Genomic DNA, 20,750 nt, shown 5'->3' on the forward strand with positions numbered 1-20,750 from the left:
TGTCGCCAACGAATCCGTTTCTCGTCAATGATCGGCCTCCGCAGACTTCGCCTCCGCTTTCTACGGTAGCGAATGAAAGATCATCACTTCCAGTAAAGGGTTATATAAAGTTTCCAGTCTTCATTCGGAGGCGGCCATATCCGTACCCACAAGTGAACTGAATCTTTATAAGAATTTGTCGTAACAACGACAATCTTCCGTGAAACGAAATCCCCGCCCGATTTTCGGGTGGAGGGGCGGGTGGTGGAAAACTCCGGGCGACTTTTCTCTATCAGAAAATTCTACTTTTTGCAAGTAAAAAGTCTCGAATGTAGGAACTCCTAGATTTGGGACCCTCCTTGATTCTAAATAGTTTGTTTAACTTGGGATATCCTCCCGAGCTCGGGGTGCTTTCGGGATATTCGATCCAAGGTGGTAGTATTTCAAACTGAGATCGACTTTCGTTCATCGAGGTTTTGGGTGATTTGTGCGGTTGTGGAATATTAGCTGAAAATAAAAAAAAACCGGAACAGGTTTTACGATCTGCATCCGGTTTTTGTGCGAAGGTTTTTGAAATTTATTCGGATTCTTTTTTCTTGAGAGCTTCTACGCCTGGAAGTTTTCTTCCTTCCATAAATTCAAGAGAGGCGCCGCCGCCGGTCGAGATATGAGTGATCTTATCCGCAACCCCGGCTTTGTTGATCGCCGCGATGGAATCTCCTCCGCCCACAACGGTCTTCGCTTTAGACTTTGCGATCGCTTTGGCAAGGGCCATTGTGCCGTTCGCAAATTTATCCATTTCAAAAACTCCCATAGGGCCGTTCCAGAAAATGGTTCCCGCGTTTTTGATGATCTTTTCGTAATTGGAGACGGTTTTAGAACCGATGTCCATTCCCATCCATCCGTCCAAGATTCCCATCTTATCCACGGACTTCGTCTTCGCTTTGTCGCTGAACGAATCCGCGATGATATGATCCACCGGAAGTTGAAGATCGACTCCGGCCACTCCAGCTTTTTCGATCAGTTGAAACGCCTGCACTTCGAATTCTTTTTCCACGAGTGAGTTTCCTACGGGAACCGCTCTGGATTTTAAAAATGTGTAAGCCATTCCTCCTCCGATCAGAAGGTGATTGACCTTATCAAAAAGATTCGTAAGAACCTTGATCTTGGAAGAAACCTTAGATCCTCCGATGATCGCGACAAAGGGTCGAGCCGGTCTCGAAAGAAGGGCCGAAAGTTCTACGATTTCTTTGTGCATCAAAAGTCCCGCATAAGAAGGGAGAAGATGTGCAATTCCTTCCGTGGAAGCGTGAGCTCTGTGAGCCGCGCCGAATGCGTCGTTTACATAGACGTCAGCGAGGAGCGCGAGTTTTTTGGAAAAACCCGATTCGTTCTCTTCCTCTTCTTTGTGAAAACGGACGTTCTCTATGACGAGGATTTCCCCGTCTTTTAATTCTTTGGATAACTTTACGACGTCGTCTCCGATCACGTTCTTAGAAAAAAGGACGTTCGTCTTTACGAGTTCTTTGAAAGTTTCCACAACGGGAGCCATGGAGAATTCGGGATTCACTTGGCCTTTGGGTCTTCCTAAGTGACTCGCGATGATGACACGGGCTCCTTTTTTGAGGAGGAGCTCGATGGTCGGGAGGGTTTTTTCAATTCTGGTTTTGTCGGTGACTTTTCCGTTCTCGATCGGAACGTTGAAGTCCACTCGCAAGAAAACACGTTTTCCGGCGAGGTCGACGTTTTCGAGTCTTGGCAATTCCATGAATTAACCTTTCTTCGCCATGAAGCGGATAAGATCGAGAACTCGGTTCGCATATCCCATCTCGTTGTCATACCAAGAAACCAATTTGAAAAATCTAGAATTCAATTCGATACAAGCGTCCATGTCGAAGATGGAAGAAAGTGTGGAACTTACGAAGTCGTTGGAAACCACCATGTCTTCGGTATAACCGAGAATTCCTTTCATAGGGCCTTCGGAAGCCGCTTTCATCTTCGCGGAAATTTCTTTCAATGAAGTTTCTTTTGTGGTTCTTACGGTTAAGTCCACGACGGAAACGTCCGGAGTCGGAACCCGGAAAGACATTCCTGTGAGTTTTCCGTTTACTTCCGGAATACAAAGTCCTACCGCTTTTGCGGCTCCGGTGGAAGCTGGAATGATGTTTTGCATCGCTCCTCTTCCTCCGCGGAAGTCCTTTTTAGAAGGTCCGTCTACGGTCGGTTGAGTCGCGGTCGTTGCGTGAATCGTGGTCATCAGACCTTCTTCGATTCCGAAGTTGTCGAGCACCACCTTTGTGATCGGAGCGAGACAGTTTGTAGTACAGGACGCGTTAGACACGATGTGATCCGTAGCCGCGTTGTATTTGTCGTTGTTTACTCCCATTACGAAAGTAGGAATGTCCTTGTCCTTAGCGGGAGCGGAGATCACCACTTTTTTTGCTCCGGCCTTGAGGTGTTTTTCGGATCCGACTCTGTCGGTAAAAAGGCCGGTGGATTCGATCACAAAGTCCACTTTCAAATCTTTCCACGGAAGTTTTTCGGGATCTCTTTCCGAAACGCAGAGAATTTTTTTTCCGTCGACGATGAGTTCTTTGTCTGTATGTTCTACGGTTCCTTGAAATCTTCCGTGAGTGGAATCGTATTTGAGTAGATAGGCGAGGTTATCAGGAGTAACTAAATCATTGATTGCGACAAATTCCAGATTCGGGTCTTTGATTCCTGCACGGAAAGCAAGTCTTCCGATTCTTCCAAATCCGTTGATGGCTATTCTTGTCATTTTCTTCCCTTTGTTGTTTAGATTTATTCAAGATCTCCCGCTTCCGACAAACGTCGGATGGGAGAATTTTTAAGATTTGATTACAGTATTTTCCCGGAACATTCTCTTGAAAATCCGTTTTTTCAAGAGAAAACGGAGGGATTTTTAAAAATAAGCGTCCAGAATTTCCTGAAGCATCGTTTCGGTGAGCGGTTTGGTTTTGAAGTCGGAGAGAATTCCGAACTCCCTCGCTTTTGCCCGATCATCCGGATTGTCCGAGGTTGTGAGCATAACAACGACGATCTTTCCCTGGAGTTCTTCGGGAAGAAGATCGTATTCCTCGAGGAATTCCCAGCCGTTCATTCCGGGCATGTTGATGTCTAAAAAAACCAGATCGGGTCGAGGATCGTGATTCGTAGCCCTTTCTTTGAGATACTGAAGAGCGGATTCTCCCGATTGTTTTGCGATCACTTGGTCGGCAAAGTTTCCCTTTCGGATGACCCGCTCGTGAAAGAAATTATCCGAATTGTTGTCGTCGATGAGAAGGATACAACTGACTTTTTTGTTCATATTCTTAAATTAGGAATCGTAAAATAAAAAGTGCTCCCGAGATTTGGAGTCGATTCGACCCAGATCGTTCCCCCGTGCAATTCCACGATTTTTTTGCAATTGGCAAGACCGATCCCATGACCGTCGTATTCGGAATCGCCGTGAAGTCTCTGAAATATAAAGAATATACGATCAAAGTATTTGGAGTCGATCCCAATTCCGTTGTCTTGGAATGAAAATTGCCAGAGTTCACCTTTCTGCGCGACTCGAATTCGAATTTCGGGTGTAGAATCCTTTTTTGCAAATTTGATAGCATTGACGATTAGGTTCTGCAGAAGTTGTCTGAATTCTACTTCGTAGACCTTGAGAGAAGGGAGATTGTCTTTTACGATCTTGGCTTTAGTCTGGAGAATCAAACTTTCCAGATCCATTCTGACTTCTTCGAACAAAACGTTGCAATCCACTTCGATGAGTTTTCTATCTCTTCCGATTCTGGAATACATCAAAAGAGCTTTTACAAGGGCGCTCATTCTTTTTGTGGCGAAGTCGATCGTTTTGAGATGATCGTGCGCTGAAGCGTCTAACGTTTTTCCGTAGTCTTCCTGGAGAATCTGGATATAATTCGATACGGTGCGGAGAGGTTCCTGTAAATCGTGGGAGGCCAGATAAGCAAATTGTTCCAATTCCTTGTTTTTTGCTTCGAGCTCGTTCTTTCGGATGAGTGTGGTTTCCTGGATCTTCCGTTCGGTGATATCGATGATCGATGCAAGAACCATCAAACCTTCGTCGGTGTCGATCGGATTGAGTCCGATTTCGACTTGGATTTCGGTTCCATCCTTTCTCAGGGCAAAAAGATCTCTTCCCACGCCCATAGAACGAACCGAAGGTTCCGAAAAAAATCGTTTTCTATGATCCGGGTGTTCGATTCGAAAACGTTTTGGGAGAAGAATTTCGAGTTTTTGTCCGATCAATTCCTTTCTTTGGTAGTCGAAAAGTCTTTCGGCTTGTTCGTTGACCAACGAGATCGTTCCTTCCTGATTTACAAGAACCATCGCGTTGGGAGCCGATTCTACGACGAGGCGAAATCGGTCTTCGGCTTTTTTACGTTCCGTGATGTCGATGATGGAGGCAAGGACCAAGGTTCCGTCCGCAGTCGCGACCGGATTGAGTCCGATTTCGATCGGGAATTCGGCGCCGTCCTTTTTCAAACCGAAAAGATCTCTTCCGGCTCCCATCGGTCGGACTTGCGGCGAATGAAAGAAAGAATTTCTGAAATCGGGATGTCGACTCCGATAACGGGAAGGAATCAGTTCTTCCACGATTCTTCCGATGAGTTCGGTCCTGGGATAACCGAAAAGTTTTTCCGTCTGCCCGTTGATAAAAACGATCTTTCCTTCTTTGTTTACAAGTAGAATCGCGTTCGGTGTGGATTCCACCATCATTTGAAAGGTAAGCTCGGAAAGTTTCATCATTTATAATGTGCAAGGGAGAAAGTATTTTGATTCGCTTTTGAATTTTTGCATATAACAAAAAAGAAAAGAATGTACAATTCCACAGACGAAAAAAATCGTTTATCAAAAAAAGATAAAATACCAGAAATTTCCGAAGTCAAATCTTAAAATAGAAAGGATCCATATATTCAAGAATTCTACATTAGAATTTAAAGTTTCTTCCGATTTGTTCGAATTGAGATCGTAAATTCGGGGAAAAGGTCTTGTAAAAAAGGCTTGATAACCGGGCTTTGTCCGCCTGCCGTCGGGATTTTATACGATTTTTATTTTTTTAGAAAAACGAAAACTGGCTTTTTTAGAGGGTTTTTTCCCGAAGAGAATTTTTTTTTTGCAGATAAAAAGTCTCGGGTGTAGGAGCTCTTACAAAAATTTTGATTGGGATCCTTGTCGATTCCAAAGCCTTTTTTCAACTCGTGGATAAGGTTATGCCACTCTGGGAATCGTTTGAGAGAAATGGAAAGATCCTCGGGTTCCGGTATTGGGGGGAAATACATCCGGCTTTAGTTGGGATGTTTTCAGAGAAAAATTTTTGAAGAAGAAAAATCGCGGGAAAAAGGAGTTCCCACATTTCTTGTCTTAGGAGGCGTTAGAACGCTTTTCCCAGAATATTTTCGATCGGGATCGGGCCGAAGTCTCTGGAATCGGAGCAAGAATCCCGGTTGTCGCAGAGGAGAAAGTAGTCTCTGTCTTTGAGAATGAGAGGTTCCGAGTTGTCTCTTCCTGAAAAACTGGAAGGGAAAGGTCCGCGTTTGTCCTCAAATTGAAGAGTATATCCCGAACCGGATCCTAAATTCTCCTCCGGATTGTTGTTTCTGAGAAGAATCTTATTTTTCATTTGAACTGTTTCTCCCGGTTTTCCCGCGATCCGAGAGAAGACAACCTTTCCTTCTTGTGTAGGATGTCTTACAAGAACCAGATCTCCGAGGTAGAGATTGGAACGATCCACAAAACGGGAAAAATACTTTCGAGTACCGGGAGGATGGCCGGGGAGCATGTCTCGATTCTCCAGAACAAATGGAAAGATAAAGAAGAATCGAATGAGGAAGGCGATCGTTGCTCCTAAAAAAAGACCGATCCCCGCTTGTTTGAGGAGGGACTTTATCTTTTCTCTTCTTTCTTTTTCCTGATTCGAGGAACTGCGGCTCATGCGTGCATTCTTTTCTTTCGAAGAATGGGGTCAAAAGAAAATCTTTTTTTTAGACTTGTTTTGAAGACTTCCGAAGAAAGTCCTGGAAAAGGGAAGAAAAAAAAGAGAGGAAGTCGATGAAGTCAAACTATCAGATTTTAGAATACATGGGAAAAAAACCGCAGATCGACGAGTCTGTTTTTTTGGCGCCGGGTTCCCAGGTAGTCGGAGACGTTGTGATAGGAAAGAATTCTTCGATCTGGTTTCAGACATTGGTGAGAGGGGATGTGAATTATATTCGGATTGGGGAGAATGTGAACATTCAAGATCTCACCGTGATTCACGTTGCGAGGGATGTTTATCCGGTGGAGATCGGAAACAACGTCTCGATCGGACATAGGGCGACGATTCACGGCTGCAAACTGAAAGACAATTCCTTTGTGGGGATGTGCGCAACGTTGATGGACGATGTTGAAGTCGGTGAATTCGCTTTTATCGGCGCCGGCGCTCTTGTGACGCCCGGAAAAAAAATTCCTCCCGGAGTTTTGGTGATGGGTTCTCCCGGAAAGATCATCCGAGATATCACTGAAAAAGAAAGAGAAATCATCACGAGAACAACCGGAAATTATATCAAATACAAAGAGAACTATCTTCAAGATCCTTATTATTCAAGAGCTTAAAAAAAAGAATAAGAAAGAGGATAGAGAATGTTTAAGAATGAAGAGGCTCTTAAAAAGGAATTTGTCGGAACTCCGACGATCTCCTGTGAACGCCGGGGGCCCCACCCTGATTGGGTGGAGGAGGCGGGCTCGTGGGAAAAAATCGGGCGACTTCCTTCTACCACAAAATCTCCCTTTTTTCAAGAAGAATTCTCCACCTCCATTCTTGTCGGAACACCGACGATCTCCTGTGAACGCCGAGGCCCCCACCCTGATTGGGTGGAGGAGGCGGGCTCGCGGGAAAAAATCGGGCGACATCTCTCTACCACCAAATCTCCCTTTTTTCAAGAAGAATTCTCCACCTCCATTCTTGTCGGAACTCCGACAAAACCTTCTTTAAAAGAAAGGAACCTCCCATGAATACAAATCAACTTCCCGGAGTTTATATCCGAGGAACCGGGGTCATCGGATGGCCTCTCTCTTCACTTCTCTTGATTCTTCAGGAAAAACTAAAACGATTCCGAGTTTATATCGAACCCTTTCGGCTAAAAGAATCGGAAATACCTGCAATTCTTTCCCTTGTAGAAAAGGGAGCGTTTGTCGTCGAAACTAGCGAAAACAACGTCTCAAAGTATTTCCCGGATTTTATCAAAAGGGAAGAGGCGCTTTCCCGATCTCTTGTTCTCTGCGACTGCTCGCCCTCGGGAGTGGCCGATTCTAGAATTCAGGAATACAATACATCAGAATATTCTAATATTAGAATGTTTATAGCACAGGGAAGCGAACACAAGTTCGGCCCTCAGTTTATGTATCCCGATACAAGGGAATCTCTGGAAAGAAAACTTCCAAAGATGATTCACGTCTCGACCTGCAACACACACACGCTCGCTGGCTCTCTTCGTTTATTAACGGAAGAGTCTCCGAAAGAATTGGAGTCGATCCTGGAGGAAGCTGACTTTCTCGTCATTCGTCGAGACGCTGATATGGCAAAGGACGATCCGCACGTTACGGGACCACTCTTCGTAAAACCGGAGGCGGAATGGGGAACTCATCACAGCCGATTGTTAAACGAACTCTATTCTCAAATCGGAATCAAGGTTCCTCTGACGTCGTCTTCCGTAACGATCAATTCTCCTTATATGCATTTGGTTCGTTTTCGTTTTCGTCTCAAAAAAAGTCTGAAAAAAGAGATCGTCCTAAAAAGATTGCGGAACGATCCCTATCTTTCTACAACGAATCTAATTTCCACCAATTCGATTTTTTCTTCCGGAAGGGACCGGGGACTTTATGGAAGAATTTTCTCTCACGCGGTGATTCCTCTCGGATCCCTGGAGATTCTGGAGAAAGAAATTCGAGGATACGCCGCAACACCGGGCGATTCAAACGTCCACATTTCGACAATCTATGCCGTATTCAAAGCCCTCGAGATAGAATTTGGACCGACTGCGGAATCCTTTCTCCAGAGCGTTGTTCTTCAAGAAATCTGAGATTTTCCGAGAAAAGTAGGAACTCATACTTTTCCCGAAACGAGAATGTCAAAAATCCCGTCCTTTTGTAAAAGGAATCCTCTGAAAAGGATTTTTTTACTTGAATACATTTGTTATATTGAAATAAATGTCTAATATAACAACATCTAAACTCAAAGAACCCTTGGAAGAGGCAGGAAAACAGAAATGAAAGCTAAGAGTATTTTAGAAACAATCGGAAACACACCACACGTAAAAATCAATCGCTTGTATGACACAAAAAGCGAAATCTATGTAAAATTAGAAAGATCGAATCCAGGCGGATCCATCAAAGATCGTATCGCACTTTCGATGATCGAAGACGCGGAAAAAACCGGAAAACTCACAAAAGACAGTATCATCGTAGAACCAACCTCCGGAAACACCGGAATCGGATTGGCGCTTGTCGCAGCCGTTAAGGGATATAAACTTCTTTTAGTAATGCCCGAATCGATGAGCATCGAAAGAAGAAGAATCATGGCGGCTTACGGAGCTGAGTTCGAACTTACTCCGAGAGAAAAAGGAATGCCGGGTGCGATCGAAAAAGCAAAACAAATCGTTGCGGAAAATCCAAAAGCTTGGATGCCTCAGCAGTTTGAAAACGACGCCAACATCCAAGTGCACGTGGAAACCACCGCGCAAGAAATCTTAAAAGACTTTCCGGAAGGATTGGATTTCGTGATCACCGGGGTGGGAACCGGAGGACATATCACAGGTGTTGCTCAAGTTCTAAAACAAAAATTCCCAAAACTAAAAGTATTCGCAGTAGAACCCGAAGCGTCTCCCGTAATCTCCGGAGGAAAGCCCGGGCCGCACCCGATTCAAGGGATCGGAGCGGGATTCATTCCTAAAAATCTTCACACGGATCTTTTGGACGGAGTCATTCAAGTCAGCAAAGACGAAGCCTTCCAATACGCGCAAAGAGCCGCCAAAGAAGAAGGGATTTTTATCGGGGTTTCTTCCGGAGCATCACTGGCTGCGGTTGCAAAAAAACTTCCTGAAATTCCGGAAGGTTCTAAGGTTCTGACTTTCTCTTATGATACGGGAGAAAGATATCTTTCGATCGAAGGATTATTCCCGGTTCCATCCAACGCCTAAGAATTTTCGGCTTCAGTTTTTTTAGTTTTATAAACCCCGAGTCGTTAAGACCCGGGGTTTTTTATTTCTCTTGGATTCGATTTTTGGAATACGATATTTTGAAAGAATTTGTTTTCAAAAAAAAACTTCTTATCGGAATTTCCATTTTTAGAATTTCGAAAAACCTTCCCTCAATCGATTGGATGCGACTCAGAAATCCGTCTGAAACTTTTTTTTAACGGAACCCAGGCCGGTATTTTCGAATCCCTTCCCTTTTTTTGTTTTGGAATCATCATCGAATGGATGTCAAAAGGATCTCTTGAGAGATGCTTTTGAACCGTTCTGTTTTTTTTCTACTTCGGATTAAAAATAAATTTTTTAAAGGGAAGATAGAATCTTCTCTGAACAAGCGTTTATGAGAGATTCAAAAGGTTTGATAGCAAAGGAATTAAGAAGAATTCTTCTTGCCTCATGTTCTCGATTCCACAAATTGCGGCTATGTGGAACCGATATGCGATATACGACCGGATTCAAAAATTAGATCCGGAAAAGGATTCTCATAAAATCTCTTTTCTTTCCGGGAGTTATGATTTTCCAAGGGACATCGAAATCTCTTTAGCATTAGCATTTTTTAAAACGTTTGCGATTCCTTCTATTGCAAAGATTTTGGATGAGACAAAACAATTCGAAAAATTCGGACAAAAAAGATACGACGACACCGCGATTCTTTTGGGAGAATTTTTAGAAAACGGAACCGAGTCTGAAAACGGAAGAGCCGCAATTCGAAGACTCAATCAAATCCATAAAAAGTATCCGATTTCCAATCAGGACTTTCTCTATACACTGAGCACCTTTATCTATGAACCGGTCCGTTGGAATTTTCGTTTTGGATGGAGAAGGGGCTCTGAAAAAGAGAAACTCGCGAACTTCCATATGTGGAAGAACGTGGGAAGACTTATGAATATCAAGGATCTTCCGGATGACTACGAACGGTTCGAAATCTGGAATCGCAAATTTGAAAACGAACACTTCAAACGAACTCCCGAAAGCGAACGTCTCGGTCGGGCTACGCTTCAGATCCTTGCGGGAAGGATTCCAAAAGTTCCGGGGATTCGTATGATTCTTTTTCATGGTTTATTCAGTCTGATGGAAGCTCCTCTTCGAGACGCGATGGGATTTCCAAAACCGATTCGATGGATCGAACTCGTCACGATCGCGGTATTTAAGACGCGCGCCTTGATTTTGAGAACGATTTGGCCTCCTAGAAAAAAACCGTTTCTTGTGACGAAGCGGAAAAACCCGACTTACAAAAACGGATATTTGATTGAAAACCTCGGACCGGGTTAGAATCTAAAACTCCGTGTCCTATCTCCTTATCGTCGAATCTCCCTCAAAAGCGAAAACTATCTCCGGTTATTTGGGAAAAGAATATAAGATTCTCGCGACGCTCGGTCACGTCGCGGATCTTCCCAAGACCACGCTCGGAGTCGATCTCAAAAATCGTTTTGAACCGGAATATACGATTCTTCCCGGGAAAAAAAAGGTAGTCTCGGAAATTATCAAGGCGGCTAAAGATTCGGACAAGATCTTTCTTGCAACGGATCCGGATCGGGAAGGCGAGTTTATCAGCTCTTATATCCGAGATCGTCTCAAAAAAAAATCGAACGTCTTTCGGATTCGATTTTCCGAAATTACTAAAAATTCGATTCTCACCGCTATCGAACATCCGGCTCAGGTCCAAGAATCTCTCGTTAACGCTCAAAAAACTAGAAGAATCGGAGATCGTCTGATCGGATATTTTATCAGTCCGGTTCTCTGGAAAGAAATCGGTCCCGGACTTTCCGCCGGAAGGGTTCAATCCGTCGCGTTAAAATGGATTTGCGATCGGGAAGAGGAAATTCGAAACTTTAAAACGGAAGTATATTATAATATTCTGATTCATGCAGAGGATAAAAAAGGACTGGAAGCCACTTTTCAAAGAACGGGAGAACGGATTTTTTCAAAGGAAAAGGCGGATTCTATTCTTTCCCGAATTCAAAATGAGAAGAATCTAAAGATCTCCGATAAAAAAGAATCCAAGGGTAAAAATTTCCCGCCCCCTCCGTTTCAGACGGCGAGTCTGCAACAGGAAGCGTTTCGAAGATTTCAGTTTTCCTCCAAAAAAACGATGAGTATCGCGCAGAAATTATACGAGGGGATCGACCTTGGAAACGGAAAAAGAGAAGGGCTTATCACGTATATGCGAAGCGACTCCACGCGTCTGGGGCCCGAGTTTGTTTCTCAAACCCAAAGTTGGATTTTTTCCAATTTAGGAAAGGAATTTCAAGATTCCACGGTTAAGATCCGCAAATCAACGCGCAAAATTCAGGATGCTCACGAAGCCGTCCGAATCACTAACGTCTCTCTGACACCGGAGAACGCAAAAAGAATTCTTACCAAAGAAGAATCCTCGCTTTACGAACTCATCTGGAAACGAAGCGTAGGATCGCTTCTTCCTCCGGAAGAGTTTATAAAAACTGAATATTCTATTCTTTCCGCGGGCGAGACGTTTCGACTTGAAACAAAAAAAACGATTTTTCCGGGGTTTAAAATTCTCGGCGAATCGGAAACAAAACCGATTCCGGTTTGGGAAAAGGGGGAAAAAGTTTTAGTACTGAAGGCGGAGGCGGAAATAAAACAGACAGAACCTCCTCCTCGTTATTCGGAAGGTTCCTTAGTCGCCAAACTCGAAAAAGAGGGAATAGGACGTCCTTCCACGTATGCGACCGTCGCTGAAACATTGCTCAAAAGAAAGTATATCGATCAGGATAAAAAATTCTTCCTTCCTCTTCCTTTGGGTGATAAGGTGAATTTTTTTCTTCAATCGAGTTTTGGAGAACTTTTCCGCGAAAAATTCACCGCCGAACTCGAGTCGGATCTGGATAAGATCGAACAAAACGAATCGGATTCTTTCGAAATATTAAACCGACTTTGGTCGGCGCTTCAAACTCAGATTGAAAGTAGTAAAAAAACTTCCGGTGTAGTCCGCAATGGTTGGAAAGAAATTCGGGAAAAGAAAAAGGAAACCGGCTGGGGAATTTGTCCGCTCTGTAAGAAAGGGGTTCTTCAAAAAAGGAAAACTTCAAAAAAAAAGGAATTCTATCAGTGTAATCGATTTCCGGAATGTGAGTATGTAAGTTACGAGCTTCCAAATCCAGCGGATACTTCTTTTTGAGATCGTTTTTTTAAATAAAACATTAAGTTTTTATAAAATTCTTTTGAAAGAGCCGTGTTCGTTATTCTTTTAGTCCGAACTTTTTTTCCATCAAATTCTTGAGTTCGTTTAAATCCTTTAGAACCCAGCTTGTGTCCTCTTCGAATTTTTCAGAGCTCATCTCCGGAGTTTTGAAAAGAGAAAATAGAACTTCGCTTCCGTCCGCGTTCGGAAGAATTCTCATAGGATTGCGGATCCGTTCTCCCGTCGGAAAGATCACGGTGTGATCCAGGATTCCGAATTCATTCGATGGCGTAAAAGCAGCTTTGAGTTTTCCCTGGGGAGCTTCTATGATCCATTCTCCATCGTTTCCGGGTGAAATGGATTTGCAGAGTCCCGAGGCCCATTCCGGGAAGTTTCGCGGATCGGAAAGATATTTGTAAACGTTCTCCCAAGAAGCTTGGATAGAGACGCCGATATGTTTTGTTTCTAAAAGCCGGGACATCTTGGTTTTTCCTCGTTTTGTTTTTTGATAAGAATTTGAATTCGAATCCCAAAAACGCGAAAGCAAATTCCAAGATTTGAAATCGAAATGAATCGTTTTTATCCGTTCCTTTGCGGTATGACCGACCAGGTTCCGTTGATTCTTCTTACTTGTAAGGACAGGTCGTAGAGTTCTTTCAAATGTATTTCACTGAAGGTTTCTTCGATTTTTCCGAATGTCAAAACTTTTCCTTCTTTTAATAAGACCGCTTGTGTATAGAATTCCGGAATTTCCTCCGGTCTGTGTGTGATGTAGAGAGAAGTGAATTTTCTCCGAGAATGATAACGTTTTAGAAATCTTAAAAAATCCTCTCGCGCGGTCAGATCCAAAGAGGAGCAGGGTTCGTCCAGAATCAAAAGATCAGGCTCGCTTACAAGACTTCTTAAAAATAGAATCTTTTTCTTTTCACCCGATGAGAGCGTAACGTAGAGCTGATCTTTTTTTGCGATTAGGTCCGATTCCTCAAGAATCCGAAGCGCTTTTGTTTCTTCCTCGGGACTCGGATCTCTGTAGTATCCGATGGTATGAAAGAGTCCGGTCAATACTACGTCAAAGACGGTAAGTTTTCTTTGAAGCGCGTTCTCTTGTTGGGAAGCGTCCAAAATCCCGATTCTTTTTCTCAACTCCTGGACGATCGTCTCTCCGTAGGTTTCGTGAAAAAGTCGAATGTTTCCGGAACTGGCCCAGATCATTCCGTAGATGAGATTTACAAGCGTACTTTTTCCGGCTCCGTTTCTTCCCAGAAGAACACAGTGTTCGTTTTCAAAAATTTGAAAACTGACTTTGTCTAAGATCGTCTTTCCGGCGGGTTTATAACTGACTTCTTCGACTGAAAGTAAAGGATCCGATTTCAAACGTCCTTAGTTCTCCATTCTCGCGATGTTGTAGAGCTTTCGGAGTTTTTCGCAAGTTTCTTCGAAGATCTTTTTATCGGTCAGATCGTATTTCTGAAGTATGGTTTCGTCTATCGTGAAAAAGGAAGCCTTCTTATCGATACAATCCACCATCATGTTCGCGAGATAGACGAGTTCGACTAAGTCGTGATAGACGCTTCCCATCGCCATAAAGGGTCTGTGATGAAATTCTATCATCTGCACGAGATCGGGAGGGAAATCCCATTTTTTTGCGAGAAGTCCTCCCAAGGTCGGATGGGAAATTCCGATCGAGATTTCTTCCAAGATCGTCGAACTTCCGAAGTCCCTGTCTTTTTGATAATTGGATAATTTGATAAATAGTTTTTGGTCCAAGGAAAGAAGAATGAACTTTCCGAGATCGTGCAAAAGAGCGCCTGCCGCGGCAATATCGGCGACTCTGGTCATTCCTCCTCTGCCCGCGATATGACGGATAAAAAAACTGCACATGTTGGAATGATTCCAAACCTCTTGCAGTTTCGCATAACGTCCATCCATGATCTTTCGAACTCCGGAAACATAAAGAAGATTGCGGACGTTTTTGAGTCCTACGACCTTGACCGCTTGTACGATCGTGTTGACCTTGTTTCTACTCGCAAATCCCGCGGAATTGGAAAGTTTTAGAAGATCCACGCTCAAGGCCGGATTTTTTTCGATCTCGTTTGCAATGATGGAAAGATCCGAATCCGGATTGTTGCAGAGAGAGATGATACGGGTAAGAGTATTGGGAAGAGGAGGGAGCCCTTCGATTTCCGCTAAAATTCTTTCTTTGAGTTTGGTTGTGATATCGATAGGAACGATCTGCTGCGGAACTACGAGGGTCGCTCTAGTGAGTTTTCCGTCGGTGTCCACTTTGAATTTATCCGATCCGATTCCTGAGTTTTTTAAAAGCAGTTGGATGAGAACCAGACCAAGTCCTGCGCTTTCCTGAGAATCGGAGATATCCATAAAAGCGTCGGAAAGATCGTTGTATTTTTTTGCGGACTCGATTCTTTTTTTGATCCTTTCGGTTTCTTGAGGAAGAAGCGCGGCGTCGTTCTCCACGAGAATCGCGAGGCTGTTGTTGATCATTTTTGCGCGGAGATGAATCTGAAAATTACTGTTGATCAGACTTTCCTTTTGGTCGTCCCAATGATGTGTGATCTCCTGTTGAAATGTTCTCATTCCCTTTGCATATTGATCCGCGTTGTGAATATCCAGATTTTTTTTTAGGAAAAAAATTCTTTTGGCGTTCGCTTTGTTCGCGTTCATTAGAATTTCTTTTAGAATCGTAGAAATAACTTCGGTTAAAAAAAGCCTGTCGATCTTTCCGAGAATATTAAGCAATAAATTATAGAGCTGTTGATGGTCCTCTTCCGATACGAATTTGTATTCGATATCTATGTCCTTTCCGTTGAGAAGAGTGTCTGTGAGTTCCGGTATATTGAGCATCGATTGGCCTTTCTCTTTGCAATTTTTTGACGAATCCGAAATAAATCCAGTCTTTCCGGAAAACATTGTCCGGGGTCGGATTTATTCTTTCCTTCGTATCCGAGGAAAGTTGGGGGATAGAAATGGTGTTGATCCGAGAAACAGAAAACGAAATCGAGCAACAATTGCGTTATTTTTTAGAGGAGAAATTGGAAGGAATCTTAGAAGAAGCCAGAAAGGTGAAAAAACGGCGTCAGGAGGTCCTACATGGAGAAAAATCGGGGGACTTGGCTGTAAGGAAGTCCCCTTTCGAAGAAAACGCGGAAAAGGGACAATTGATGCTTTGGGAAGAGGAAGTCGCCCAATCAATGCGAACATAATAAAAAGAATGGACATTGGAAATGCATATTCTTAGAATTGAACCAATGGACAATAGCTTCTTTTCAGAAAGCGAAAACGGCCAGGGTTTCCCCGTAAAAAGGGACATTCTCGATATCATGGACTCGTACCGGTACATGAATTCTTCGTACTTCTTCGATTTTCTTTCAGACGGGCGCTGGGATCACGGAACTGGTTGGATTGAAAAGAATATGAGCGGAGCGGATTGGTCTACCAGATATGTCCCAGAGAGCATCGAACGTTATAAGAAGCAGACAAAACGTTCCAGAAAATCCCTCTAAAGAGGGTTCTTTCGTTTTCGGAGTCATTTAAGATCGGGTTTGTCCGCGTCCTTTTTCCAAGAAGGCCGAAATTTTTAAGGTGATTTCCATTCTTTTTATTTGAACCCGTTTTCTAAAAATGCCTATATAGAGTGACCAACAGTTATTTGTCGTAGCTCCGACAACTCTTCCGTGAAAGTCTCGCGCCCCGCCCTGAACTTGGGTGGAGGGGAGCGGTGGCGGGAAAAATCGGGAGATTTTGCTCTATCAGAAAATTACGCTTTTTGCAAGTAACAAATCTCCGTTCCCAATTGTCGGAACTCCTACAACTCTTCCGTGAAAGTCGCGCGCCCCGCCCTGAACTTGGGTGGAGGGGAGCGGTGGCGGGAAAAATCGGGAGATTTTCCTATATCGCAGAATTATAATTTTGCAAGAAATATTCTCTCTCGCGGTTGTAGGAGTTCATACAAAAAGTCATACGGGGATCCTTCTTCATTCTAAATTACTTTTAAACTTGTGGGTAAGGTTATGCTGAATTTGGGTGGATTAACTCAATGCAACGCTCTCTAAGGATCGCGTTGCAGGGAAAACTTCGGGAGACTTTTCTCTATCACAAAATCACTTTTTTTGCAAGTAACAAATCTCCGTTCCCAATTGTCGGAACTCCGACAGCCCTTCTTCAGATAATACAATTTTCATTCTCAGCCGCATGATAAATCGAAAGAATGGACGCCGTTTTAGTAGTGCTTTATCGATTGTTTTTGATTTCGATTTTTTTTTGAATCTTCTCATGGAACCAACGGAAACAAAATAAGAGCACGCCGGGGTTACCATAGATTTTAGCGGTTTATAAACTTTCTAACGACACCTCTTTGCTACATTTTGATTGGAGTTCCTACACTCTTCTGAAATTCAACGCTTCCATTGGCGCTCGACAGCTTTTGGAACCAAACTCTCCGTACAAAAGTTTTCCGAATTCTGTACGGGACTATAAGTCCGTTTAGAATTTTTTCTTTTTACTAATTTGTCGGAAGGGTGGAAAAAAGATTTTTAAGAAGGATGAAAATTTGGGTTTGGGAAACGAGCTTTCGGGCGGCGACTTCCGCCCGAAAAGAAATTCTCAATTGAGGAGTTTGATTCCGCTTACGTCCATAAATCTTCTATAGACGAGCTTGTTTTTCTCTTTTAAAGGATTGAAGATCAAAATCACTACTTTGTTGTAACTTACGTAACCGGGTCTGTATTCGGTATAGTGGTGAGACATCAGAGTCGTTTTGTATTTCGCGTTGTAAATCGTGTATGTGTGTTTGTTCAAAGAATCGTGAGATTGTTTCTTTTTTTCCTCTTCGGTCTGATCCACAAAATTGCTGAGTAAGACTTGATCCTTTTTCGGACCTTGTTCTCCAAAGATCGTAAACTCCAAAGCGTTTTCCGGATGATTGGTAAGATACGTGACGATTTCCGTAAGAGCAGGGATTCCCATCTTTACGGTTTCTCCTTTCGCGATCTTATCATCGTATTCTTTTTTAACCTTATTGAATCTTTCTTCTCCCCAAACCGCTTTTGGTTCGAGTTTCTGAGGCATTAGGTTTTGGAAATTGATCACCAAGGTGTTGTTTTCGGAATCGTATCCTCTCCATTTTGGAAAAGGAACAAGTTCTCTTTTTTCTGCGCTTACGGAAGAGGTTTCGTTTACCGCAATGATATAAGCTGAAAACTTTGCGGGTTCAAAGTCCCGGTTTTCCAGTTCTACCATCACGTCCAGAAATTCTCCCTTTCCGTTATCGGAATGTCTGCGGAAGAAAGAGATATTCTTCACGGCGAGACGTTCGTCGTAGAAGGAGAGGGGATAGTAGTCTGTTCCTCCGTCCTTTTTGTTCGGATCGGGTTTTTCTGCGTTCTGGCTATAGGATGACTGACCAAGGAAAAGAAGTAGCAGGCAAACAGAGATTCTCAAAAAAGATTTCATAGTTATTCTGGTCCGATGGAATTCTTACTAATTTATATCGGTCTCTACGAGCCGGAAATTAGGTTCGGAAAGTCGTTTTTTGCAAAAATTACCGTTTCCGGTTATTTTCGTCAACGTGAACTACTTTTGGGGAGTAATTAGAGGGAAGTTCTTTCTCTTCCACTTGAGCGTAGGTGATGATGATGACCTTGTCACCCTTCATTCCGAGTCTGGCGGCCGCTCCATTCAGACAAATATCGCCCGAACCGCGTTTTCCTTCGATGATGTAAGTCTCGAAGCGGGCTCCGTTGTTTACGTTTACGACGGAAACCTTCTCATAGACCCGCATTCCAGCCGCGTCCACAAGATCCATATCCACGGTCAGACTTCCCTCATAGTTCAGGTCCGCGTCTGTTACCGTAGCCCGGTGGATTTTACCTTTCATTACGGTTATTTGCATCTTAGGGTCCCGTTATTCACTAAATAGTACCTTAAAAATTTTACCGGAGATATTTAAAAGCGTTTTCCGCTTAAAAAAGTGAATTTTGGTATTCAAGGTATCCATGCTAAATGGAATTTCCGCAAAAAGTGGGGAAATGATGTAGTTTTCGTAGAGATTGGGATAGACCCGATTCTCATCGTAGACCGCATTCTTAAAATTCTCCAAAATCTTGCGAATGATTCGTTTTTCCTGTCGATTCAAATCTACCGCTTCCTCTCCGGGTTCTCCCGTCCAAACGATCTGAAATCCTGAGATTCCCTTTTCCGTCAGTCTGGGTTTGATATCTATTAGACCGTTTTTTCTCAAATGAAGCAACGCAGATTGAAAATCTAAGGCGCAGGGAGAATCCTCCAAATGGATATAAGTCTGGTTTGTGATCAACTTTGCGTTTTTTTGAAAGTAAACCCCATCCGCGTAGTAGATGAGCTTGGAAAGGGACAAACGATCCCTTCCATTCTGGGATTTTTGGAGGATAAAAGAGATGACTTCTAAAAGTTTTTCCATATAAAGAATCTTGTGAGAATGATCGAACTGAAAGGAGAATTTCCATACCTTCGTTATGTGGAATTGCAGGAAAAATTTCGCCGATTTCGGAAAGAATGTGTTCTGTTTTTAGAACACGGTCCCACGATCACCGGCGGAATCAATTATAATCTTGAGAATCTCCTCTTAGGAAAAGAATTTCTGGAATCCCAAGGGATCGCGGTTCATTTTATCCAGAGGGGCGGGGATTTTACCGCCCACGAACCCGGTCAACTCGTGATCTATTCCCATGTGGATTTGAAAAAACGAAATCTTTCCATCCGTTCCTTTCTGGAGAATTTTTTGGGCGCTCTCCAGGACGCCGCGCTGAAAACCTGGGACTTGGCTCTTGTCTCCGATCCGGATTCTCCCGGGCTCTATCTTCAATCCGATCCTTCGAAAAAGATCTGTTCGATCGGTGTAAACTTTAAGTCCTTTTTTACGAGTTACGGAGTCGCCTTTAACTTGAACAACGATTTTCGGGCGTTTCGTTGTATCCATCCTTGCGGTCGAAACTGGATGGACATGACGAGCGTCGAAACGTTGGGTTTGGACTCGGGAATTTCGAAACGGAGTCAATTTCTTTCCGAGGTTCGAAAAAATCTGAATTCCTTTCTTCTTTCTTCAGAAAACGCGGTTTCTCTCTGAAAAACGCCCGTTCTCCTATTTTATCCTCAAGAGAATGCCTCTTTTCTTCCGATTGATGAAAGAGAGGTCGGAAGCGTGAAGATTTTCAAAAGTATATTCTATTTTCTTTTATTGCTGATCGTCTGCGAAGCGGTCGCGCTCGGCGCCGTGGCCTGGTCGTTTTTAGAATCTTCCCTGGCTTCTTTCGAACTCTTAAAGATCGGCTCCGATAACAGAGCCCGCGATACGTTAGGCACTCTTGCAAAGGCCGCGGAAAACTCGGGCGTGGATCGTAACTACGAAGATATGAATTTCGTTTTTAATAGAATGACGAAGTTGTCCGAAAAAGACACCGACGGTTATACGATCAAAGAACTTTTTTTAACCACCGATTCCGGAATCGTCCTCGCTCATTCCAATCCGGAATATCTCCAGGAAGATCTGAAAAAGAGAAAACCCGTGACTCTTTATCAAGACGCGCTCTATACAAGGGCCTTTCGTCTTCGCAAATGGCAGATCGGAATTCCGGTCCTTATGGGTGAAAAAAAAGAAGTCGTCGCAAAGAGCGGATTCTTTTCCAAACTCGGTGGATACTTTCCCGAGATCAACGAACCCGAAATTCTTCTTTCCGCTGCCGTATATCATCCCATCAAACTCGATCGGGTCGCCGCGATTCATATGGTATATGACCGCGGAAACTTCCGGACCTTTGTTTCCAAACAAACCGAACTTTTGGAATGGTTGGTTCGAAACTATTCTCTCATTGCGCTCGGCGCGGCTTTATTCTTAGAATTTGTTTATCTTCTTTTGACCTTGGGCAATTCCACAAGACAATCGGTTCCCGATTTGAGTTCGAGACCCCTCGTGGAAAAGGTCTCTCATTCTTCCGAGATCAACGTTCCGGTTCTTGCGAGAAAGTCCAGTCCTCTGGATTCTCTTCCGATTCCCGGAAGTCTGGGAAATACGACCGCGAGAATTGAAGAAGTCGCGTCCGTTCCGATTTCCGAAACTCCCGTTTTAACCGCGTCTCCGATTTCGAACACGCAGGTTGCTTCCGTTGTCTCAGAACCGGCCTCTGCACCGCAGGTAGCTTCCGTTGTCTCGGAGTCGATTTCCTCACCTCAGGTTGCTTCCGCAGTCGCACAACCGATCGAACCTTCGCCCGTTACAAACGCTCCGCTTTCTCACTCGGAACCCGCGATTACGACGGTTCAACCGACCATCGTCGCTTCCAAAGAGGAAGTTTTGGACGCGATCTACCTAGGATAAG

The 20,750-nt window shown here is 43.6% G+C and carries 20 protein-coding genes and 1 pseudogene; 10 read left to right on the top strand and 11 right to left on the bottom strand.

What is annotated here, in order from left to right:
- Positions 1-556: 556 nt before the first annotated feature.
- From JWG44_RS17410 to lepB, 5 genes are all read right to left on the bottom strand, one after another.
- Positions 557-1,747, bottom strand: a complete 1,191-nt coding sequence (locus JWG44_RS17410; RefSeq protein ID WP_205276269.1) for a phosphoglycerate kinase — start codon at positions 1,745-1,747, stop codon at positions 557-559.
- Between the two features lie 3 nt (positions 1,748-1,750).
- Positions 1,751-2,758, bottom strand: coding sequence for a type I glyceraldehyde-3-phosphate dehydrogenase (gap, locus tag JWG44_RS17415; protein ID WP_205276270.1), 1,008 nt, complete (start codon positions 2,756-2,758; stop codon positions 1,751-1,753).
- Between the two features lie 144 nt (positions 2,759-2,902).
- Positions 2,903-3,307: a response regulator gene (locus JWG44_RS17420; protein WP_205276271.1), complete on the bottom strand. Its 405-nt coding sequence runs from the start codon at positions 3,305-3,307 to the stop codon at positions 2,903-2,905.
- Positions 3,304-4,725, bottom strand: coding sequence for a PAS domain-containing sensor histidine kinase (locus JWG44_RS17425; protein ID WP_232371724.1), 1,422 nt, complete (start codon positions 4,723-4,725; stop codon positions 3,304-3,306). The genes JWG44_RS17420 and JWG44_RS17425 overlap by 4 nt, the downstream gene beginning before the upstream one ends.
- A 658-nt stretch (positions 4,726-5,383) precedes the next feature.
- The gene (gene lepB, locus JWG44_RS17430; protein WP_205276273.1) at positions 5,384-5,944 is read right to left on the bottom strand and encodes a signal peptidase I; all 561 of its coding nucleotides are present in this window, start codon (positions 5,942-5,944) and stop codon (positions 5,384-5,386) included.
- A 116-nt stretch (positions 5,945-6,060) separates the two neighbouring features.
- Here lepB and JWG44_RS17435 point away from each other — a divergent pair, with 116 nt between their 5' ends.
- The 6 genes from JWG44_RS17435 to topA all read left to right on the top strand — a co-directional run bounded on the left by JWG44_RS17435 (position 6,061) and on the right by topA (position 12,378).
- A complete protein-coding gene (locus JWG44_RS17435) occupies positions 6,061-6,603 on the top strand; it encodes a gamma carbonic anhydrase family protein (protein WP_205276274.1) in 543 nt (180 codons plus the stop codon).
- Positions 6,604-6,630: 27 nt separating this feature from the next.
- A complete protein-coding gene (locus JWG44_RS17440) occupies positions 6,631-7,002 on the top strand; it encodes a hypothetical protein (RefSeq protein ID WP_205276275.1) in 372 nt (123 codons plus the stop codon).
- Positions 6,999-8,069 (top strand): hypothetical protein, encoded by a 1,071-nt coding sequence (locus JWG44_RS17445; RefSeq protein ID WP_205276276.1) that lies wholly within the window; start codon positions 6,999-7,001, stop codon positions 8,067-8,069. The genes JWG44_RS17440 and JWG44_RS17445 overlap by 4 nt, the downstream gene beginning before the upstream one ends.
- Positions 8,070-8,255: 186 nt before the next feature.
- Positions 8,256-9,185 (top strand): cysteine synthase A, encoded by a 930-nt coding sequence (gene cysK, locus JWG44_RS17450; RefSeq protein ID WP_205276277.1) that lies wholly within the window; start codon positions 8,256-8,258, stop codon positions 9,183-9,185.
- A gap of 450 nt (positions 9,186-9,635) precedes the next feature.
- Positions 9,636-10,511 (top strand): oxygenase MpaB family protein, encoded by an 876-nt coding sequence (locus JWG44_RS17455; protein WP_232371709.1) that lies wholly within the window; start codon positions 9,636-9,638, stop codon positions 10,509-10,511.
- 13 nt (positions 10,512-10,524) lie between these two features.
- Positions 10,525-12,378: a type I DNA topoisomerase gene (gene topA, locus JWG44_RS17460; protein ID WP_205276278.1), complete on the top strand. Its 1,854-nt coding sequence runs from the start codon at positions 10,525-10,527 to the stop codon at positions 12,376-12,378.
- Positions 12,379-12,439: 61 nt separating this feature from the next.
- On the opposite strand, the gene JWG44_RS17465 is transcribed toward topA, so the two are convergent.
- From JWG44_RS17465 to JWG44_RS17475, 3 genes are all read right to left on the bottom strand, one after another.
- A complete protein-coding gene (locus JWG44_RS17465) occupies positions 12,440-12,862 on the bottom strand; it encodes an SRPBCC family protein (RefSeq protein WP_205276279.1) in 423 nt (140 codons plus the stop codon).
- Between the two features lie 98 nt (positions 12,863-12,960).
- Complete coding sequence (locus tag JWG44_RS17470; protein WP_205276280.1) at positions 12,961-13,755, bottom strand: ABC transporter ATP-binding protein; 795 nt, start codon at positions 13,753-13,755, stop codon at positions 12,961-12,963.
- A 6-nt stretch (positions 13,756-13,761) separates the two neighbouring features.
- Positions 13,762-15,243 carry an HDOD domain-containing protein gene (locus tag JWG44_RS17475; RefSeq protein ID WP_205276281.1) on the bottom strand — a complete coding sequence of 494 codons (1,482 nt, stop codon included), beginning with the start codon at positions 15,241-15,243 and terminating at the stop codon, positions 13,762-13,764.
- Between the two features lie 122 nt (positions 15,244-15,365).
- Here JWG44_RS17475 and JWG44_RS17480 point away from each other — a divergent pair.
- Together JWG44_RS17480 and JWG44_RS17485 are read left to right on the top strand one after the other, a co-directional pair.
- Positions 15,366-15,609 (top strand): annotated as a pseudogene (locus JWG44_RS17480) (LIC12077 family protein); the annotation flags it as partial.
- A 38-nt stretch (positions 15,610-15,647) separates the two neighbouring features.
- Positions 15,648-15,902 (top strand): hypothetical protein, encoded by a 255-nt coding sequence (locus JWG44_RS17485; RefSeq protein ID WP_118957283.1) that lies wholly within the window; start codon positions 15,648-15,650, stop codon positions 15,900-15,902.
- Between the two features lie 1,099 nt (positions 15,903-17,001).
- On the opposite strand, the gene JWG44_RS17490 is transcribed toward JWG44_RS17485, so the two are convergent.
- The 3 genes from JWG44_RS17490 to JWG44_RS17500 form a co-directional block, all read right to left on the bottom strand.
- Positions 17,002-17,850: a hypothetical protein gene (locus JWG44_RS17490; protein WP_205276282.1), complete on the bottom strand. Its 849-nt coding sequence runs from the start codon at positions 17,848-17,850 to the stop codon at positions 17,002-17,004.
- Positions 17,851-17,938: 88 nt separating this feature from the next.
- On the bottom strand, positions 17,939-18,274 hold the full coding sequence (panD, locus tag JWG44_RS17495) for an aspartate 1-decarboxylase (protein WP_003009844.1): 336 nt from the start codon (positions 18,272-18,274) through the stop codon (positions 17,939-17,941).
- A gap of 27 nt (positions 18,275-18,301) precedes the next feature.
- Positions 18,302-18,835, bottom strand: coding sequence for a type II toxin-antitoxin system antitoxin SocA domain-containing protein (locus JWG44_RS17500; protein ID WP_205276283.1), 534 nt, complete (start codon positions 18,833-18,835; stop codon positions 18,302-18,304).
- Positions 18,836-18,853: 18 nt separating this feature from the next.
- Here JWG44_RS17500 and lipB point away from each other — a divergent pair, with 18 nt between their 5' ends.
- The gene (lipB, locus tag JWG44_RS17505) at positions 18,854-19,501 is read left to right on the top strand and encodes a lipoyl(octanoyl) transferase LipB (protein WP_205276284.1); all 648 of its coding nucleotides are present in this window, start codon (positions 18,854-18,856) and stop codon (positions 19,499-19,501) included.
- A gap of 51 nt (positions 19,502-19,552) precedes the next feature.
- Positions 19,553-20,749: an LIC_12071 family protein gene (locus JWG44_RS17510; protein WP_205276429.1), complete on the top strand. Its 1,197-nt coding sequence runs from the start codon at positions 19,553-19,555 to the stop codon at positions 20,747-20,749.
- Position 20,750: the final 1 nt, after the last annotated feature.

Source organism: Leptospira ainazelensis, assembly GCF_016918785.1.
Classification (GTDB): Bacteria; Spirochaetota; Leptospiria; order Leptospirales; family Leptospiraceae; genus Leptospira; species Leptospira ainazelensis.

Coding starts and splice junctions, on each gene's coding strand:
- JWG44_RS17410 (WP_205276269.1), bottom strand. CDS start 1,747: ATGGAATTGCCAAGACTCGAAAACGTCGACCTCGCCGGAAAACGTGTT.
- gap (WP_205276270.1), bottom strand. CDS start 2,758: ATGACAAGAATAGCCATCAACGGATTTGGAAGAATCGGAAGACTTGCT.
- JWG44_RS17420 (WP_205276271.1), bottom strand. CDS start 3,307: ATGAACAAAAAAGTCAGTTGTATCCTTCTCATCGACGACAACAATTCG.
- JWG44_RS17425 (WP_232371724.1), bottom strand. CDS start 4,725: ATGGTGGAATCCACACCGAACGCGATTCTACTTGTAAACAAAGAAGGA.
- lepB (WP_205276273.1), bottom strand. CDS start 5,944: ATGAGCCGCAGTTCCTCGAATCAGGAAAAAGAAAGAAGAGAAAAGATA.
- JWG44_RS17435 (WP_205276274.1), top strand. CDS start 6,061: ATGAAGTCAAACTATCAGATTTTAGAATACATGGGAAAAAAACCGCAG.
- JWG44_RS17440 (WP_205276275.1), top strand. CDS start 6,631: ATGTTTAAGAATGAAGAGGCTCTTAAAAAGGAATTTGTCGGAACTCCG.
- JWG44_RS17445 (WP_205276276.1), top strand. CDS start 6,999: ATGAATACAAATCAACTTCCCGGAGTTTATATCCGAGGAACCGGGGTC.
- cysK (WP_205276277.1), top strand. CDS start 8,256: ATGAAAGCTAAGAGTATTTTAGAAACAATCGGAAACACACCACACGTA.
- JWG44_RS17455 (WP_232371709.1), top strand. CDS start 9,636: ATGTTCTCGATTCCACAAATTGCGGCTATGTGGAACCGATATGCGATA.
- JWG44_RS17465 (WP_205276279.1), bottom strand. CDS start 12,862: ATGTCCCGGCTTTTAGAAACAAAACATATCGGCGTCTCTATCCAAGCT.
- JWG44_RS17475 (WP_205276281.1), bottom strand. CDS start 15,243: ATGCTCAATATACCGGAACTCACAGACACTCTTCTCAACGGAAAGGAC.
- JWG44_RS17485 (WP_118957283.1), top strand. CDS start 15,648: ATGGACAATAGCTTCTTTTCAGAAAGCGAAAACGGCCAGGGTTTCCCC.
- JWG44_RS17490 (WP_205276282.1), bottom strand. CDS start 17,850: ATGAAATCTTTTTTGAGAATCTCTGTTTGCCTGCTACTTCTTTTCCTT.
- panD (WP_003009844.1), bottom strand. CDS start 18,274: ATGAAAGGTAAAATCCACCGGGCTACGGTAACAGACGCGGACCTGAAC.
- JWG44_RS17500 (WP_205276283.1), bottom strand. CDS start 18,835: ATGGAAAAACTTTTAGAAGTCATCTCTTTTATCCTCCAAAAATCCCAG.
- lipB (WP_205276284.1), top strand. CDS start 18,854: ATGATCGAACTGAAAGGAGAATTTCCATACCTTCGTTATGTGGAATTG.